At 74.6% G+C, this 14,622-nt stretch carries 13 protein-coding genes; 3 read left to right on the top strand and 10 right to left on the bottom strand.

The window, feature by feature from the left end; genetic code table 11:
- Positions 1 to 90: 90 nt before the first annotated feature.
- From AC3EVP_RS09675 to AC3EVP_RS09685, 3 genes are all read right to left on the bottom strand, one after another.
- Positions 91 to 546, bottom strand: coding sequence for an Lrp/AsnC family transcriptional regulator (locus tag AC3EVP_RS09675; RefSeq protein WP_335975965.1), 456 nt, complete (start codon positions 544 to 546; stop codon positions 91 to 93).
- A gap of 62 nt (positions 547 to 608) precedes the next feature.
- Positions 609 to 2,048: a GuaB1 family IMP dehydrogenase-related protein gene (locus AC3EVP_RS09680; RefSeq protein ID WP_335975959.1), complete on the bottom strand. Its 1,440-nt coding sequence runs from the start codon at positions 2,046 to 2,048 to the stop codon at positions 609 to 611.
- A 195-nt stretch (positions 2,049 to 2,243) separates the two neighbouring features.
- Positions 2,244 to 2,417: a hypothetical protein gene (locus AC3EVP_RS09685; RefSeq protein WP_435128122.1), complete on the bottom strand. Its 174-nt coding sequence runs from the start codon at positions 2,415 to 2,417 to the stop codon at positions 2,244 to 2,246.
- Between the two features lie 147 nt (positions 2,418 to 2,564).
- On the opposite strand from AC3EVP_RS09685, the gene AC3EVP_RS09690 reads away from it, so the two are divergent.
- Entirely contained in the window at positions 2,565 to 2,858 is a 294-nt protein-coding gene (locus tag AC3EVP_RS09690; protein WP_335975951.1) for a barstar family protein, read from the top strand.
- A 197-nt stretch (positions 2,859 to 3,055) separates the two neighbouring features.
- Here AC3EVP_RS09690 and AC3EVP_RS09695 read toward each other — a convergent pair whose 3' ends face one another.
- A complete protein-coding gene (locus tag AC3EVP_RS09695) occupies positions 3,056 to 4,054 on the bottom strand; it encodes a sugar-binding transcriptional regulator (protein WP_335976269.1) in 999 nt (332 codons plus the stop codon).
- 240 nt (positions 4,055 to 4,294) lie between these two features.
- Entirely contained in the window at positions 4,295 to 4,960 is a 666-nt protein-coding gene (rpe, locus tag AC3EVP_RS09700; protein WP_335975947.1) for a ribulose-phosphate 3-epimerase, read from the bottom strand.
- Between the two features lie 420 nt (positions 4,961 to 5,380).
- On the opposite strand from rpe, the gene AC3EVP_RS09705 reads away from it, so the two are divergent.
- Positions 5,381 to 6,928 carry a glycoside hydrolase family 27 protein gene (locus tag AC3EVP_RS09705; protein ID WP_435128262.1) on the top strand — a complete coding sequence of 516 codons (1,548 nt, stop codon included), beginning with the start codon at positions 5,381 to 5,383 and terminating at the stop codon, positions 6,926 to 6,928.
- A gap of 58 nt (positions 6,929 to 6,986) precedes the next feature.
- Here AC3EVP_RS09705 and AC3EVP_RS09710 read toward each other — a convergent pair whose 3' ends face one another.
- The 3 genes from AC3EVP_RS09710 to def form a co-directional block, all read right to left on the bottom strand.
- Positions 6,987 to 8,435: an RsmB/NOP family class I SAM-dependent RNA methyltransferase gene (locus AC3EVP_RS09710; protein WP_435128125.1), complete on the bottom strand. Its 1,449-nt coding sequence runs from the start codon at positions 8,433 to 8,435 to the stop codon at positions 6,987 to 6,989.
- Positions 8,436 to 8,509: 74 nt separating this feature from the next.
- Positions 8,510 to 9,463 (bottom strand): methionyl-tRNA formyltransferase, encoded by a 954-nt coding sequence (gene fmt / locus AC3EVP_RS09715; RefSeq protein WP_435128127.1) that lies wholly within the window; start codon positions 9,461 to 9,463, stop codon positions 8,510 to 8,512.
- A 31-nt stretch (positions 9,464 to 9,494) separates the two neighbouring features.
- The gene (gene def / locus AC3EVP_RS09720; protein WP_335975939.1) at positions 9,495 to 10,040 is read right to left on the bottom strand and encodes a peptide deformylase; all 546 of its coding nucleotides are present in this window, start codon (positions 10,038 to 10,040) and stop codon (positions 9,495 to 9,497) included.
- 289 nt (positions 10,041 to 10,329) lie between these two features.
- Here def and AC3EVP_RS09725 point away from each other — a divergent pair, with 289 nt between their 5' ends.
- On the top strand, positions 10,330 to 10,788 hold the full coding sequence (locus tag AC3EVP_RS09725) for a hypothetical protein (protein ID WP_335975934.1): 459 nt from the start codon (positions 10,330 to 10,332) through the stop codon (positions 10,786 to 10,788).
- A 31-nt stretch (positions 10,789 to 10,819) separates the two neighbouring features.
- Here the strand turns inward: AC3EVP_RS09725 and AC3EVP_RS09730 are convergent, their stop codons facing one another.
- Both AC3EVP_RS09730 and metK read right to left on the bottom strand, forming a co-directional pair.
- Entirely contained in the window at positions 10,820 to 12,943 is a 2,124-nt protein-coding gene (locus AC3EVP_RS09730) for a primosomal protein N' (RefSeq protein WP_435128129.1), read from the bottom strand.
- Positions 12,944 to 13,093: 150 nt separating this feature from the next.
- On the bottom strand, positions 13,094 to 14,311 hold the full coding sequence (metK, locus tag AC3EVP_RS09735; protein ID WP_335975927.1) for a methionine adenosyltransferase: 1,218 nt from the start codon (positions 14,309 to 14,311) through the stop codon (positions 13,094 to 13,096).
- Positions 14,312 to 14,622: the final 311 nt, after the last annotated feature.

The raw sequence follows: 14,622 nt of genomic DNA on the forward strand, positions 1-14,622 counted from the left end.
TTTCCCGGTCTCACCTCACCGCGTTACCCCATTGAGGACGACAAAACATATCTACTCATCCCAAGCCGGACATATCGCCCGGGTCGGAAGTCACGACGGGCCCGCCGCACCGTAGCGGCGCAGCAGCGGGGAGAGCACCAGCACCGAGCGGGTCCGGCTGACGAACGGCTCCCCCGCGATCCGCTCCAGCACCTGCTCGAAGTGGCGCACGTCCGAGGCGAACACCTGCACCACCGCGTCCGCGTCGCCGGTCACGGTCGACGCGGACGCCACCTCCGGGTAGTGCGCCAGCCCCCGCCGGATGTCCGCGGGCGAGGTGTTGTGCCGGCAGTACAGCTCCACCAGTGCCTCGGTCTGCCAGCCGAGCGCCGCGGGGTCCACCCGTACGGTGAAGCCGGTGATCGCGCCCGCCGCCAGCAGCCGGTCCACCCGCCGCTTGACCGCGGGCGCGGACAGGCCCACCTGCGACCCGATGTCCGCGTACGAGCGCCGCGCGTCCTCGGCCAGGGCGTGCACGATCCGTTCGTCGATCTCATTGAGCGCCACAGCGGGAGTCTCGCACGCGCGGCGCCCGACCCCACCCGCGACGGCGACGGCGACGGCGACGGCTACGACCAGCTCGCGTACAGCGGCTGGCCCTCCGCGTAGCCGGCCGCGCTCTGCACCCCGACGACCGCGCGCTCGGCGAACTCCGCCAGCGAGGCCGCGCCCGCGTACGTGCAGGAGCTGCGCACCCCGGCCACGATCGAGTCGATCAGGTCCTCCACGCCGGGCCGCACCGGGTCCAGGAACATCCGCGAGGTGGAGATCCCCTCCTCGAACAGCGCCTTGCGCGCCCGGTCGTACGCCGACTCCTCGCTGGTGCGGTTGCGCACCGCGCGGGCGGAGGCCATGCCGAACGACTCCTTGTACAGCCGGCCGTCCGCCGCCTGCTGGAGGTCGCCCGGGGACTCGTGGGTCCCGGCGAACCAGGAGCCGATCATCACGTTCGACGCGCCGGCCGCCAGCGCCATGGCGACGTCCCGCGGGTGGCGCACGCCGCCGTCCGCCCACACGTGCCGGCCCAGCCGCCGTGCCTCGGCCGCGCACTCCAGCACCGCCGAGAACTGCGGCCGCCCCACGCCGGTCATCATGCGGGTGGTGCACATCGCGCCGGGGCCGACCCCGACCTTGACGATGTCCGCGCCGGCCTCGACCAGGTCGCGCACCCCGTCGGCGGCGACCACGTTGCCCGCCACCACCGGCACCGCCGGGTCCAGCGCGCGCACCGCGCGGACCGCGGCGAGCATCGACTCCTGGTGGCCGTGCGCGGTGTCGACCACGAGCGTGTCCACGCCCGCGTCGAGCAGCTGCTTCGCCTTGCCCGCCACGTCGCCGTTGATGCCGACGGCCGCGGCGATCCGCAGCCGCCCGCGCGCGTCGACCGCCGGGTCGTACAGCGTGGCGCGCAGCGCGCCGGTACGGGTGAGGATGCCGGCCAGCCGCCCGTCGGCGTCCACCGCGGGGGCGAGCCTGCGGTGGGCGGCGTCCAGCTGGTTGAAGGCGTCGCGCGGGTCCATGTCCGCGTCGAGCACCAGCAGCTCGCGGGACATCACCTCGGACAGCTGGGTGAAGCGGTCCACGCCGGTCAGGTCGGCTTCGGTGACCACGCCGACCGGGCGGCCGTCGGCCACCACGACCCCGGCGCCGTGCGCCCGCTTGGGCAGCAGCGACAGCGCGTCGGCGACGGTCTGCGAGGGGGCCAGCGTGATCGGGGTGTCCAGCACCAGGTGGCGCTGCTTGATCCAGCCGATGACCTCGGTGACCACGTCGATCGGGATGTCCTGCGGGATGACGACCAGGCCGCCGCGGCGGGCGACGGTCTCCGCCATCCGGCGCCCGGCGATCGCGGTCATGTTCGCCACGACCAGCGGGATCGTGGTGCCGCTGCCGTCGGGCGAGCGGAGGTCCACCGCCTGCCGGGAGCCCACGGCACTGCGCCCGGGCACCATGAAGACGTCGTCGTACGTCAGGTCGTACGGGGGCTGGGCATCGTTGAGGAAACGCATACCGACTCTCTCACCTGCGGGTTCAACTGGGGGCGGGCGGGGAGTCGGCGCGGGCCGGATCAGCGTCCGGCTGCGGCTCCTCGGCCTATCCTCCCCGAAGTCCGCTGGTCACGGCGGCCTTCGGCGCGCTCTTCGTCGGTTCGGCGTACCCCGCCCCGCCCGCGTTTCGTATGATCCTCCAATCACCTGCTCCCGTTACGAGTCGCCGCTGCGGCGCTTGACCGCGACCACCACGAGCACGACGACGACCAGGACCACCAGCACCACGACCACCGGCATCGGCAGGCTCCCCGAACCCCCGCCGCTGCTGTGGCCGTAGTGGTGGAGATGGCTGTGGCCGTGCACGCGTGTCAGTCCCCCGAGTTTCATGGCCAAGATCGTAGGGTCGGCGAGACCCGCGAACCGTCCCGTCCCTGTCACAGACATGCCACAGGCCGCAGCGGCAGGGCCCGGGGGACACGGCGCGACCAGGGGGCTTGTCGGGCACATTGCGACATGCTGTGACAGCATCGGCGCATGCTCGTGCTCGATCTGGCCGGCGTCGGCGACCGGCAGGAGTTCATGGACCGGGTCTCCGCGGACCTCCGGCTGCCCGACTGGTTCGGCCGCAACTGGGACGCGCTCGCGGACTGCCTCACCGACCTGTCCTGGTGGCCGGTCGAGCCCGGCGGCCGCCGCCTCCACGTCCGCAACTGGCACGACTTCGCCGACCGCCTCCCCCGCGACTGGCGCATCGTCAAGGACATCCTCCACGACGCCGAGCTCTTCTGGCGCCACACCGACACCGAGCTCACCATCACCCTCGACTGACTGCCGGCACACAACCGCCCACCACCACGGCGCGTGGCCGCAGGACCCCCGCCCCGACGGCGCGTGGCCACAGGGGCGCGGGGAACTGCGCGACCAGCCCACCACCGGCCCGACGGCCGGCACACAACCGCACCCCACCACGGCGGGCACCCGCAGGGGCCACCGGCCTGGCGGCCGGCGGCGCCCGACGTCGCGGCTCAGCCCCCGGCCAGGGACCCGTCCGGGTCGGCCCGATCCAGCGCGGGCCGCACCATCGGCCCGGTGGAATGCAGCAGATGGTCCGCCGCGGCCGTGTCCGTCACCAGGCTCGTGACCAGCCCGGACCGCAGCACCGCGTTGATCGCCTCGGCCTTCCGCTTCCCCCCGGCGATGGCGAGCACTTCCGGAATGCGGCGCAGCCGATCCGCGTCGATCGTGATGCACCGCTCCCGCAGGTCCCGCCCGACCCGCCGCCCGTGGGCGTCGAACAGGTGGGAGGACATCTCCGCGGCCACCCCGAGGCTGGCGTAGTGCGCACGCTCGGCGTCGGACACGGCGTCGTACACCGTGGAGATCCCGCTCTCCCACGAGCCGACCGAGACCACGGCCACCGTGACCTTCTCGAAGTAGCTCATCGCGGCCGCGATCTGGCTCTGCGCGCGCAACGCGGACGCGGTGGCGGAGTCGGCGAGCACCATGGGCGCGTACAGCGGGTGGGCCTCGCCGCCGGAGACGGCCGCGGCGGTGCGCACCGCCTCGACGGAGCCGCGCTCGGCGGTGCCGACGTCGTACACCCCGGTGAGCTGCACGACGGTGCACGGCGCGAGCCGGTCCAGCGCGTTGGCCATGGTGATGATGGAGCGGCCCCAGGCCAGGCCGAGCACGTCGCCGTCGCTGACGAGTTCGCCGAGCAGGTCCGCGGCGACCGCGCCGAGGTTCTCCGGGTCGGGCGCGTCGGCCTGGTCCGCGGGGGTCTCGACCACGACCGCGTGCCGCAGGCCGTAGTGGGCGCGCAGCGCGTCGGAGCGCTCGGCGTCCAGTTCCGCGGGCACTCTGATCTCGATCCGCACCAGGTCGCGTTCGAGCGCGGTCTCCAGCACCCGGGCCACCTTGAACCGGCTGACCCCGAACTCCTCGGCAATCTGGATCTTGGACTTGCCCTCGAGGTAGAAGCGACGTGCCATCGCCGCCGCCTGGACCATCTCGCCCGGGCCCATGCGCACCTGTGCGCGGCCTGTGCTCACGTCGCTTCTCCCCAGTCACCCATATGATCAGCTCCGCTGCCATCCTCCCAGACTTCGGGGGTTACGGGCGCGTAGGCGGCAAGCAGGCCCCGGCGATCCGGCGGCCGGCGGCGATCTTCGACTGCCGTTCGGCGGCCGTTCGGCCGGTGTTCCCCGCCCGGCGCGCGTGTCGCGGACCGCCGCCCGCGCCGGTCCGCCGGGCAGGAGCGCTGGTCAGCGCGCGGCGACCGCGTCGGCCTGCTCGCGCAGCGCGCGGATCGCGCCGGCCGGGTCGTCCGCGCCGTAGACGGCGGAGCCCGCCACGAAGACGTCGGCGCCGGCCTCGGCGCAGCGCTCGATCGTCGCGGGTGAGACCCCGCCGTCGACCTGGAGCCACATCTGGAGGCCGTACTTGTCGATCAGCGCCCGGGTGCGGCGGATCTTGGGCAGCATGATGTCGAGGAACGCCTGCCCGCCGAAGCCGGGTTCGACCGTCATCACCAGCAGCATGTCCAGTTCTGGCAGCAGGTCCTCGTACGGCTCGATCGGGGTGGCGGGCTTGAGCGCCATCGAGGCGCGGGCGCCCTTGGCCCGGATCTCGCGGGCCAGCCGGACCGGCGCGGCGGCGGCCTCCGCGTGGAAGGTGACCGAGCCGGCGCCGGCCTCCACGTAGGCGGGCGCCCAGCGGTCGGGCTGGTCGATCATCAGGTGGCAGTCGAGCGGGATGTCCGTGGCGCGGCCCAGCGCTTCGACCACCGGCACGCCCAGCGTCAGGTTCGGCACGAAGTGGTTGTCCATCACGTCGACGTGGAGCCAGTCGGCGCCCTTGGCCGCGTCGGCCGCCTCGGCGAGCCGGGCGAAGTCGGCGGACAGGATACTGGGGTTGATCTGCGCGGTCATGGTTCCCAAGCAAACCAGATCCGACGCCGGCCCGTACGGCGGGCCGCCGCCGCGGCGCCGCGCACAGTGCACGGTACCGCCGCTCCGCCCGACCCTACTCGCGGTAACCCCGGTCGTGCCGCACCCGCCGGGCTGATTGACGGGCCTCGCGCCGGGCCTCTTGACGGGATATCAACACAAGCCGACACTTCGTCGTGCCAACTTCCGACACCGTCGGCCAATTCGCCACACGCGACGGTGGGCGCCGGCCGCTGCGCGCCCCGTCGCGGCGCCGTGCGCCCCTCCCCCCACGAAGGAGACGGCACGATGCGTCCGACCGCACCCTTACCGGCACCGGCACCCTCGCACCTCCCGGCGGCGCCGCCCGGAGCCGTCCGCCGGGCCCGCCGGCCGCTGGCCGCGGCCCTCGCGGCGCTGCTGATGCTCTCCTTGCTGGTCCTGTTCGGCTCGTCGCCCCGCGCGCACGCCCTGGACAACGGCCTGGCCCGCACGCCCCCGATGGGCTTCAACGACTGGAACGCGTTCGGCTGCGACGTCAGCGAGCAGCTGATCGAGCAGACCGCCGACTACCTGGTCTCCTCGGGCCTGAAGGACGACGGGTACTCCTACGTCAACATCGACGACTGCTGGATGACCAAGAGCCGCGACGCGAGCGGCAACCTCGTGCCCGACCCGGCGAAGTTCCCCGACGGGATCAGCGGCACCGCCGCGTACGTCCACGCCAAGGGCCTGAGGCTCGGCATCTACGAGAGCGCCGGCACCGCCACCTGCGCGGGCTACCCCGGCAGCCTCGACCACGAGCAGCAGGACGCGGCGAGCTTCGCGTCGTGGGGGGTGGACTACCTGAAGTACGACAACTGCAACAACCAGGGCGTGCCCTGGCAGCAGCGCTACGACGCGATGCGGGACGCGCTGGCGGCGACGGGGCGGCCGATCGTCTTCAGCATGTGCGAGTGGGGCGAGGACAGCGTGTGGACGTGGGGCGCCGGCACCGGCAACCTGTGGCGCACCACCGGCGACATCAACGCCTCCTTCTCCTCGATGCTGTCGATCTTCCACACCAATGTGCAGCTCGCGCAGTACGCGGGTCCCGGCGCCTGGAACGACCCGGACATGCTGGAGGTCGGCAACGGCATGTCCTTCACCGAGGACCGCAGCGAGTTCAGCCTGTGGGCGGAGATGGCCGCGCCGCTGATCGCCGGCACCGACCTGCGCGCGGCCACCCCGGCCACACTGTCGCTGTACGGCAACACGTCGGTGATCGCCGTCGACCAGGACGCGCTGGGCAAGCAGGGCACCGAGGTGTCGTCCGCCGGCGGCCTCGACGTGCTCACCAAGCCGCTGTCCAACGGCGACGTGTCGGTGGCGCTGTTCAACGAGAACTCCTCGGCCGCCACCATCAGCACCACCGCCGCCGCGGTCGCCGCACCGTCCGCGTCGTCGTACAAGCTGACGAACCTGTGGACGAACGAGGTCAGCACCACCAGCGGCGCGATCTCGGCTGCCGTGCCCGGGCACGGCACCGTGATGTTCCGGGTCTCCCCCGGCAGCGGCAGCAGCGTCGGCACCACCCATCCGCTGCGCGGGGCGTCCTCGAAGCGCTGCCTGGACGCCTATGACAACGAGACCGCCGACGGCACACCGATCGAGATCTGGGACTGCGACGGCGGCGCCAACCAGGCGGTCACCCTCACCTCGGCCGGCGAACTGCGGCTGTACGGCGGGACCGCGTGCCTGGACGCCTACGACAACCGGACCGCGGCCGGCACCAAGGTCGAGCTGTGGAGCTGCAACGGCGGCGCCAACCAGCAGTGGCGGCTCAACGCGGACGGCACCGTCACCGGGGTCCAGTCCGGCCTGTGCCTCGACGTCACCGGCGGCGACCAGCCCGCGGGCAACGCCAACGGCACCGGGCTGGAGCTGTGGACCTGCAACGGCGGCGCCAACCAGCAGTGGAGCCTGCTCTGACCCGCGCCTGCCGGCCGTACGGCCCCGGTTCCGCCCGGGGCCGCACGGCACCGCGCCGTCAGCGGCGGCGCAGCAGCGCGAGGTACATCGCGTCCGTGCCGTGCAGGTGCGGCCACAGCTGGACGTCGGGGCCGTCGCCGAGCGCGGGCACGCCCGGCAGCAGCGGGCGGGCGTCGATCTGCTCGGCGGCGGGCGCGTGCGGTGAGCGCAGCACGTCGTCGACGACCGCGCGGGTCTCGGCCAGGTGCGGGGAGCAGGTCGCGTAGCCGACCACCCCGCCGGGCCGAACCGCTGTCAACGCCTCGGTGAGCAGGGCACGTTGCAGCGGGCCGAAGCCGCCGACGTCCTCCGCGCGGCGCCGCCAGCGCGCCTCCGGGCGGCGCCGCAGCGCGCCGAGTCCGGTGCAGGGCACGTCGACCAGCACCCGGTCGAAGGAGCCGGGCCGCCACACCGGGCGGGTCCCGTCGGCGACCACCACCTGGTAGGGGCCCGGGTTGCCGTGCAGGGCGCGGCCCACCAGCCGGGCCCGGTGCGGCTGCTTCTCGGCGGCGACCAGGTGCGCGCCGCGCCCGGCGGCCAGCGCCGCGAGCAGCGCCGCCTTCCCGCCGGGGCCCGCGCAGCCGTCCAGCCAGCGCGTGTCGGGGCCCTCGAGCGGGGCCGCGGCGAGTGCCGCGGCGACCAGCTGGCTGCCCTCGTCCTGCACACCGGCGTCGCCGTCGTGCACCGCCGGCACCGCGGCCGGGTCGCCGCCCTCGGCGAGCCGCACCGCGTACGGCGACCAGCGGCCCGGCGCGGTGGCCTCCGGCGGCAGCGACCGCGCGATCTGCTCGGGCGTACTGCGGCCGGGCCGGGCCACCAAGGTGACCTCGGGCCGCTCGTTGTCGGCCGCGAGCAGCTCCTCGATGCCGGCCCGGCCGCCGCCGAGCGCGTCCCACAGCGCGGAGACCACCCAGCGCGGGTGGGAGTACACCACGGCGAGGTGGTCCTCGGGGTCCTCGTCGTAGGGCGGGGCGACCTGCGCCAGCCACGCGTCCAGATCCTGCGCGGCGACCCGGCGCAGCACCGCGTTCACGAACCGGGCCCGGCCGTCGCCGAGCACCACCCGGGCCAGCTCCACGGTCGCCGAGACCGCGGCGTGCGCGGGGATGCGGGTGGCCAGCAACTGGTGGGCGCCCAGCGCCAGGACGTCCAGGACCGGCGGGTCCACCTCCCGCAGCGGCCGGTCCACGCAGGCCGCGATCACCGCGTCGTACGTGCCCTGGTGGCGCAGCGTGCCGTACACCAGCTCCGTCGCCAGGGCCGCGTCCCGGCGGTCGAAGGTGCGGCCCTTCTTCGCCGCTTCCTGCTCCGCGGCGCGCAGCAGGCCCGGCAGCACCAGGTTCGCGTAGGCGTCCCGCTCCCCCACCGCCCGCAGCGCCTCGAACGCCAACACCCGCACCGGGTCCTTCTGCGGACGGCGGTACGGCTTGCCCTGCGTGCTCTTCAAAGGTGCTCCGGTTTTCCTCATACGAACGTACGGCTCGCCGCCAAGGGTACGGCGGGAGGAGCCGCGGTCGGTCGGGGGCGCCGGGTGGCCCCGCGTCACCCGCCGAACCGGGTGCCGGGTTCGATCCGGGTGCCCCGGGCCCAGTCGGCGGCGGCCATGGCGCGCTTGCCGACCGCCTGGACGTCGCCGAGGCGGACCGGGTGGCTTCCGGTACCGACGTACACGGCCTTCTTGGTCACCCCGATCTCGCCGGGCGCGAGCCCTTGGGCGTCGGGCGCGAGCCCTTCGGCGTCGGGGGCGGGCACGACGGGCCCGAGCTTGACCCGTTCGCCGCCGAGCAGCGTCCACGCCCCGGGCGCGGGCGTGCAGCCGCGGATCAGCCGGTCGACGCGCAGCGCGGGCGCACTCCAGTCGACGGCCGCGTCCTCCACCGTGATCTTGGGCGCGACGGTCACTCCGTCGGCGGGCTGGGGGCGCCCGACGAGATCGCCCTGCTCGATGCCGTCCATCGTGGCGACCAGCAGCCGCGCGCCGCTGTGCGCGAGCCGCCCGAGCAGGTCGCCGCTGGTGTCCTTCGGCCGGATCTCCTCGGTGACGACGCCGTACACCGGCCCGGAATCCAGGCCCTGTTCGATGAGGAAGGTGGACGCGCCGGTCACCTCGTCCCCGGCCATCACGGCGTGCTGCACCGGCGTGGCGCCGCGCCAGGCGGGCAGCAGCGAGAAGTGCAGGTTGACCCAGCCGCGCGCGGGCACGTCGAGGGCCGCCTTGGGCAGCAGCGCGCCGTAGGCGACGACGGGGCAGCAGTCCGGGCCGATCTCCCGCAGCCGGGCGAGGAAGTCCTCGTCGCGCGGCCGGGCCGGCTTGAGCACCTCGATCCCGGCCTCCTCGGCGCGCTGCGCGACCGGGCTGGCGACCAGCTTGCGGCCGCGCCCGGCGACGGCGTCGGGCCGGGTGACGACGGCGACGACCTCGTGCCGGTCGGAGGCGATCAGGGCGTCGAGTGCGGGCACGGCGACCTCGGGGGTGCCGGCGAAGACGAGCTTCATCGTGCGGGGGGTACCTCTCGGTGGCAGGCGGTCACAGGGCGCGGCCGAACGTGTCGTGCGGCGAGACCTTCACCTGCGGCGCGCCCTGCGCGCCCCAGTCGGCCTCGCGGATCGCCTTCATCGCGGCCTTGCGCGCCTCGGCGTCGAGCCGGTCGACGAAGATGATGCCGTCGAGGTGGTCGGTCTCGTGCTGGATGCAGCGGGCCATCCGCTGGGTGCCTTCGAGGGTGACCGGGTCGCCGTACATGTTGAAGCCCCGGGCCACGACGCCGTACGCGCGCTCGCAGTCGAAGGTCAGGCCCGGCAGCGACAGGCAGCCCTCGGGGCCGTCCTGCCGCTCGTCGCTGAGGGTCAGCTCCGGGTTGATCAGGTGGCCCAGCTCGCCGTCCACGTTGTAGGTGAACACCCGCAGGGACACGCCCAGTTGGGGGGCGGCCAGGCCCGCGCCGGGGGCCTGGAGCATGGTGTCGGTCAGGTCCTTGACGAGGGTGCGCAGTTCGAGGTCGAAGGTGGTGACCGGCTGCGCCGTCATGCGCAGCACCGGGTCGCCGAACAGGCGGATGGGCTTGACGGACACGGGCGGGGGCTCCTGAACGGTCGGACGGCCCGCGGGCGGGTCTCGGGTCTGCGGGCGCGGGCGGGTCTGCGGGCGGAGGTCAAGTCTAGGGCGGGCGGGGGGCGGACGGTGCACGCGGACGGGGAGTGCGCGCGGACGGCGCGCGCCCCCGAGGGGGTGGCCGCGCCGGTCGGGCGTGACTCGATGGGGCGGTGGCGCGTTGGTCAAGAGAGTGTGACCGAAATCGGCCCCGCCCGCGGCTGGAGCGTGCGGCCCGATCCTTGTCGTCGTCGGTTGGAGAGGCTTGTTGATGCCCGACCACGCAACGCCCGATGCCCAGGCACGGGCCAGCCTGCACCTGCTGGTGCGGGACATCGAACGGGTCCGTCGGCAGGTCGACGCGTTGCGCACGCTGACCGCCCAGCTCGGAAACGTCTACCGGCCGCGGCGCGGCGGGCCCTCCGCGGGGTTCGTGGTGTACGGGCGGGCCCCGGCGCCCACGGTGCGGCTGGCCCAGGAGTTGCGGGACAGCGTGGAGACGCTGGTGACGGCGGCGGTGGAGTTCGACCGCTCGCTCGGGTTCTCCTGGGACGCGGTGGGCTCCGCGCTGGGGGTCACGAAACAGGCGGTGCACCGCCGCTACGGTTCCCGCCGGGCTCCCGCGGAGGCCGCCGCGCCGACCGTGCCCGCGGCCCGCTCCATGGAGGTGGAGCGCGCCGCGCAGGTGCCCCCGCCCGCACCGGCCTTCCCGAGCCCCCGCAACCCGTAGCCGTCGCCGTAGCCCGCCGCCCGGTCAGGGCTCAGCCGATGTCGGGCGGGTCCATGCGGATCTGGAGGGGCGTGGCGGGGCCGGTGCGGGTGGCGCGGGTGACCCGGGCCTGCTTGAGGGCCGCCGCCAGCGCCGCACCGGAGCCCGGCGGCACCCGGAAGAGGATGCGCTCCCAGGGGTCGGAGCCCGCGGGGCGCCGTACGGGGACCGGCCCGAGCAGGTCCGTGTCCGCGGGGAGCCGGGCGAGGTCGACGAACTCGGCCACCGCGGACGGCGGCCCGGTCACCGCGGCCATCCGGGCCACCGGCGGGAAGCGCAGCTCGGCCCGCTCGGCCAGCTCCCGCAGGGCGTGCCCGGCCGGGTCCCACCGGACGAGCGCCTGGACCGGCCGCAGCGTCGGCTCGGCCAGCACCACCACGGTGCCGCCCGCCCCCGCCGGGCGGACCAGGGACGCGGCCAGCGCCCACCGCCGCAACGCCTCCTCGGCCGCGCGCAGGTCCGGGCGGCCCAGCAGCGCCCAGCCGTCCAGCAGCAGCGCGGCCGCGTAGCCCTCCTCCGCGACCGGCTCGGCCCCGGGCGTGGCGATCACCAGCGCGGGGGCGGCCCCGACCGTCGCCAGCACGGTGTCGCGCCCCGACGTCCGCACCGGCACCCGGGGGAAGGCCCGCCCCAGCTCCTCCGCGGTGCGCCGCGCCCCCACCACCCGCGCCCGCAGCCGGAACCCCCCGCACTCCTGGCAGTGCCAGTCCGCCGCCGGCCGCGCGCACCACCCGCACGCCGGGGTGCCGCCCTCCTCGCGCACCTCCAGCGGCCCGGCGCAGGCCGCGCACCGGGCCGGCGCCCGGCAGGTGTCGCAGCCGAGCCGGGGTACGTATCCGCGCCGCGGCACCTGCACCAGCACCGGCCCGCGGGCCAGCGCGTCCCGGGTGACCTGCCAGGCCAGCGACGGCAGCCGGGCCGCGCGGGCCGCCTCGTCGCGCGCCTGGTCCAGGTCGCCGACCGTACGCACCAGCGGCGCCGCGGCCCGTACCTGGTCGCGGGACGCGGCCAGCGGCAGCGCCCACCCGCTGTCGACGAGCTGGGCGCCCTCGACGGTGGTGGTGACGCCGCCGAGCAGGAAGGCGGTGCGCTCCTCGCGGGCGCGCAGCAGCAGCACGTCGCGGGCGTGCGGCTGCGGGGCGTGCGGCTCGGCGTGGCTGGAGTCGCCGTCGTCCCACAGGGCGACCAGCCCGAGGTCGGCGACGGGCGCGAACATCGCCGCACGGGTGCCGACGACGACCTTGACGCTGCCGCGGCTGACCGCGAGCCAGCGCCGGTAGCGCTCCTGCGGCCCCGCGTCGGCGGTGAGCAGGACGTGGTGTCCGGCGCCGAGCAGTCCGGTCAGGGCGGCGTCCACGCGGGCGGCGCTGCGCCCGTCGGGCAGCACCGCGAGCGCGCCGCGGCCGGCGGCGCGCGCGGTGGCGAGCGCGGTGGCCAGTTCCTGCGGCCAGTGCGGTCCGGGCAGCGCGAGCCACACCGCGCGGGGGGTGTCACCGCGGGCGAGCGCCTGGAGGTAGGCGGGGCCGGTGGCGTACCGGGACCAGGTCGCGGGCGGCGGCAGCGGCGGGTCGGAGAGCGGGTCGGGCGAGGGGTCGCGTTCGGCGCGGGCCATCCGGGGCGGCACCGCGAGCTGCACCACGTCGGCGAGCGCGCCAGCGTACCGATCGGCGACCTGGCGGCACAGCCGCAGCAGCGGCTCGGTGAGCACCGGTTCGGTGGACAGCACCTGGGCGAGGGGCGCGAGCGGGCCGGCGTAGTCGCTGTCGGCGCGGCGCTCGACCACGAAGCCGTCGTGGAGGGTGCCGCCCTCGCGGCGGCCCTTGACCACGCGGGCGCCGAACCGGACCCGGACCCGCACGCCCGGCTGGGCGTCGGCGTCCATGGCGGCGGGCACCGCGTAGTCGAAGAACTGGTCGAGGTGGACCAGGCCCTTGTCGACGAGGACCCGAGCGACCGGCAGGCCCTCGGCAAGCGCGGCCCCGCGCCAGGTGCGCGGCTTCGCGCGCGGCTGCCTGGCCTTGCGGACCGTCTCGCGGATCAGCGCGAGCTGCTCCCCGCCGCCCGCCTCCGGCGGTTCGGCCGCTCCCTCCCGCTTCGGTCCCTCGTCACCGCTCACCTTGTGATTCTTACCAGACCCCTACGACACCGCGGCCCGGACCGGGAACGTGGCGGGCGTCGCCACCGGCCGGTGGAAAGCCGAACGCGCAGTCCTCCCCCCAGAGGCTTCGCCTGGGGGGGAACTGCGCGTGGCGGGGCGGCGGGCCGCTTACAGGCCGACCGCGGCGCGGAGCGCGTCGACCCGGTCGGTCTTCTCCCAGGTGAAGTCGTCCAGCTCGCGGCCGAAGTGGCCGTAGGCGGCGGTCTGGGCGTAAATCGGCCGCAGCAGGTCCAGGTCGCGGATGATCGCGGCCGGGCGCAGGTCGAACACCTCGCCGATGGCCTGCTCGATCTTCTCGACCTCCACGTTGGCGGTGCCGAAGGTCTCGACGAACAGGCCGACCGGCTCGGCCTTGCCGATCGCGTAGGCGACCTGGACCTCGCAGCGGGCGGCGAGCCGCGCGGCCACCACGTTCTTGGCGACCCAGCGCATCGCGTACGCCGCGGAGCGGTCCACCTTGGACGGGTCCTTGCCGGAGAAGGCGCCGCCGCCGTGCCGGGCCATGCCTCCGTAGGTGTCGATGATGATCTTGCGGCCGGTCAGGCCGGCGTCGCCCATCGGGCCGCCGATCTCGAACCGCCCGGTCGGGTTGACCAGCAGCCGGTAGCCGTCGGTGTCGAGCTTGATGCCCTCGTCGAGCAGGGCCTTCAGCTCGACCTCCACGACGAACTCGCGGATGTCGGGGGTGAGCAGCGACTCCAGGTCGATGTCGGAAGCGTGCTGCGAGGAGACCACGACGGTGTCCAGCCGGACCGCCTTGTCGCCGTCGTACTCGATGGTGACCTGGGTCTTGCCGTCGGGCCGCAGGTAGGGGATGGTGCCGTTCTTGCGGACCTCGGTGAGGCGCTTGGACAGCCGGTGCGCGAGCGTGATCGGCAGCGGCATCAGCTCGGGCGTCTCGTCGGAGGCGTACCCGAACATCAGGCCCTGGTCGCCGGCGCCCTGCTTGTTCAGCTCGTCCTCGTCGGCGGCGCCGCCCTCGACGCGCTTCTCGTACGCGGTGTCGACGCCCTGGGCGATGTCCGGCGACTGGGCGCCGATCGACACGGAGACGCCGCACGAGGCGCCGTCGAAGCCCTTCTTCGAGGAGTCGTAACCGATCTCCAGGATCTTCCCGCGCACCAGCGAGGCGATGTCGGCGTAGGCGGTCGTGGTGACCTCGCCCGCGACGTGCACCTGGCCGGTGGTGATCAGCGTCTCGACGGCCACCCGGGAGGTCGGGTCCGCGGTCAGCAGGGCGTCGAGAATGGTGTCGCTGATCTGGTCAGCGATCTTGTCGGGGTGACCTTCGGTCACGGACTCCGAGGTGAACAGACGGCGCGACACATCGCTCCCTGGGGTTGCAGCGGCTGCTGGCTCTAGCTGGTGGAGTGCACAGGGCTGCGCCCGGCGCTCCGCGGCTAGCTTAGCGTGAGCGCCCCCGGGACGGGCCAGGCATCTCGCTCTTTGGATATGCCACACCCTGCACCCCGATGTCCACTACTCGGCCACTCGCCGCCCGTCCGTCAGCCGATCGCACCCCTCCCGGTGACCGGGAAAGACGGCAGGTGGCGGCGGGCGCGGGCCGGGCGCGGGCCGGGCGGCCGGCGGGCCCGGCGGGCCGGTCGGCGGCTGGCCTGATTTCACCGGTTGTTCAC

This window comes from Actinacidiphila sp. bgisy144, from assembly GCF_057708105.1.

Coding starts and splice junctions, on each gene's coding strand:
- AC3EVP_RS09710 (WP_435128125.1), bottom strand. CDS start 8,435: ATGAGGAAAACCGGAGCACCTTTGAAGAGCACGCAGGGCAAGCCGTAC.
- rpe (WP_335975947.1), bottom strand. CDS start 4,960: ATGACCGCGCAGATCAACCCCAGTATCCTGTCCGCCGACTTCGCCCGG.
- fmt (WP_435128127.1), bottom strand. CDS start 9,463: ATGAAGCTCGTCTTCGCCGGCACCCCCGAGGTCGCCGTGCCCGCACTC.
- AC3EVP_RS09685 (WP_435128122.1), bottom strand. CDS start 2,417: ATGAAACTCGGGGGACTGACACGCGTGCACGGCCACAGCCATCTCCAC.
- AC3EVP_RS09725 (WP_335975934.1), top strand. CDS start 10,330: ATGCCCGACCACGCAACGCCCGATGCCCAGGCACGGGCCAGCCTGCAC.
- AC3EVP_RS09695 (WP_335976269.1), bottom strand. CDS start 4,054: ATGGGCCCGGGCGAGATGGTCCAGGCGGCGGCGATGGCACGTCGCTTC.
- AC3EVP_RS09705 (WP_435128262.1), top strand. CDS start 5,381: ATGCTCTCCTTGCTGGTCCTGTTCGGCTCGTCGCCCCGCGCGCACGCC.
- AC3EVP_RS09690 (WP_335975951.1), top strand. CDS start 2,565: ATGCTCGTGCTCGATCTGGCCGGCGTCGGCGACCGGCAGGAGTTCATG.
- AC3EVP_RS09680 (WP_335975959.1), bottom strand. CDS start 2,048: ATGCGTTTCCTCAACGATGCCCAGCCCCCGTACGACCTGACGTACGAC.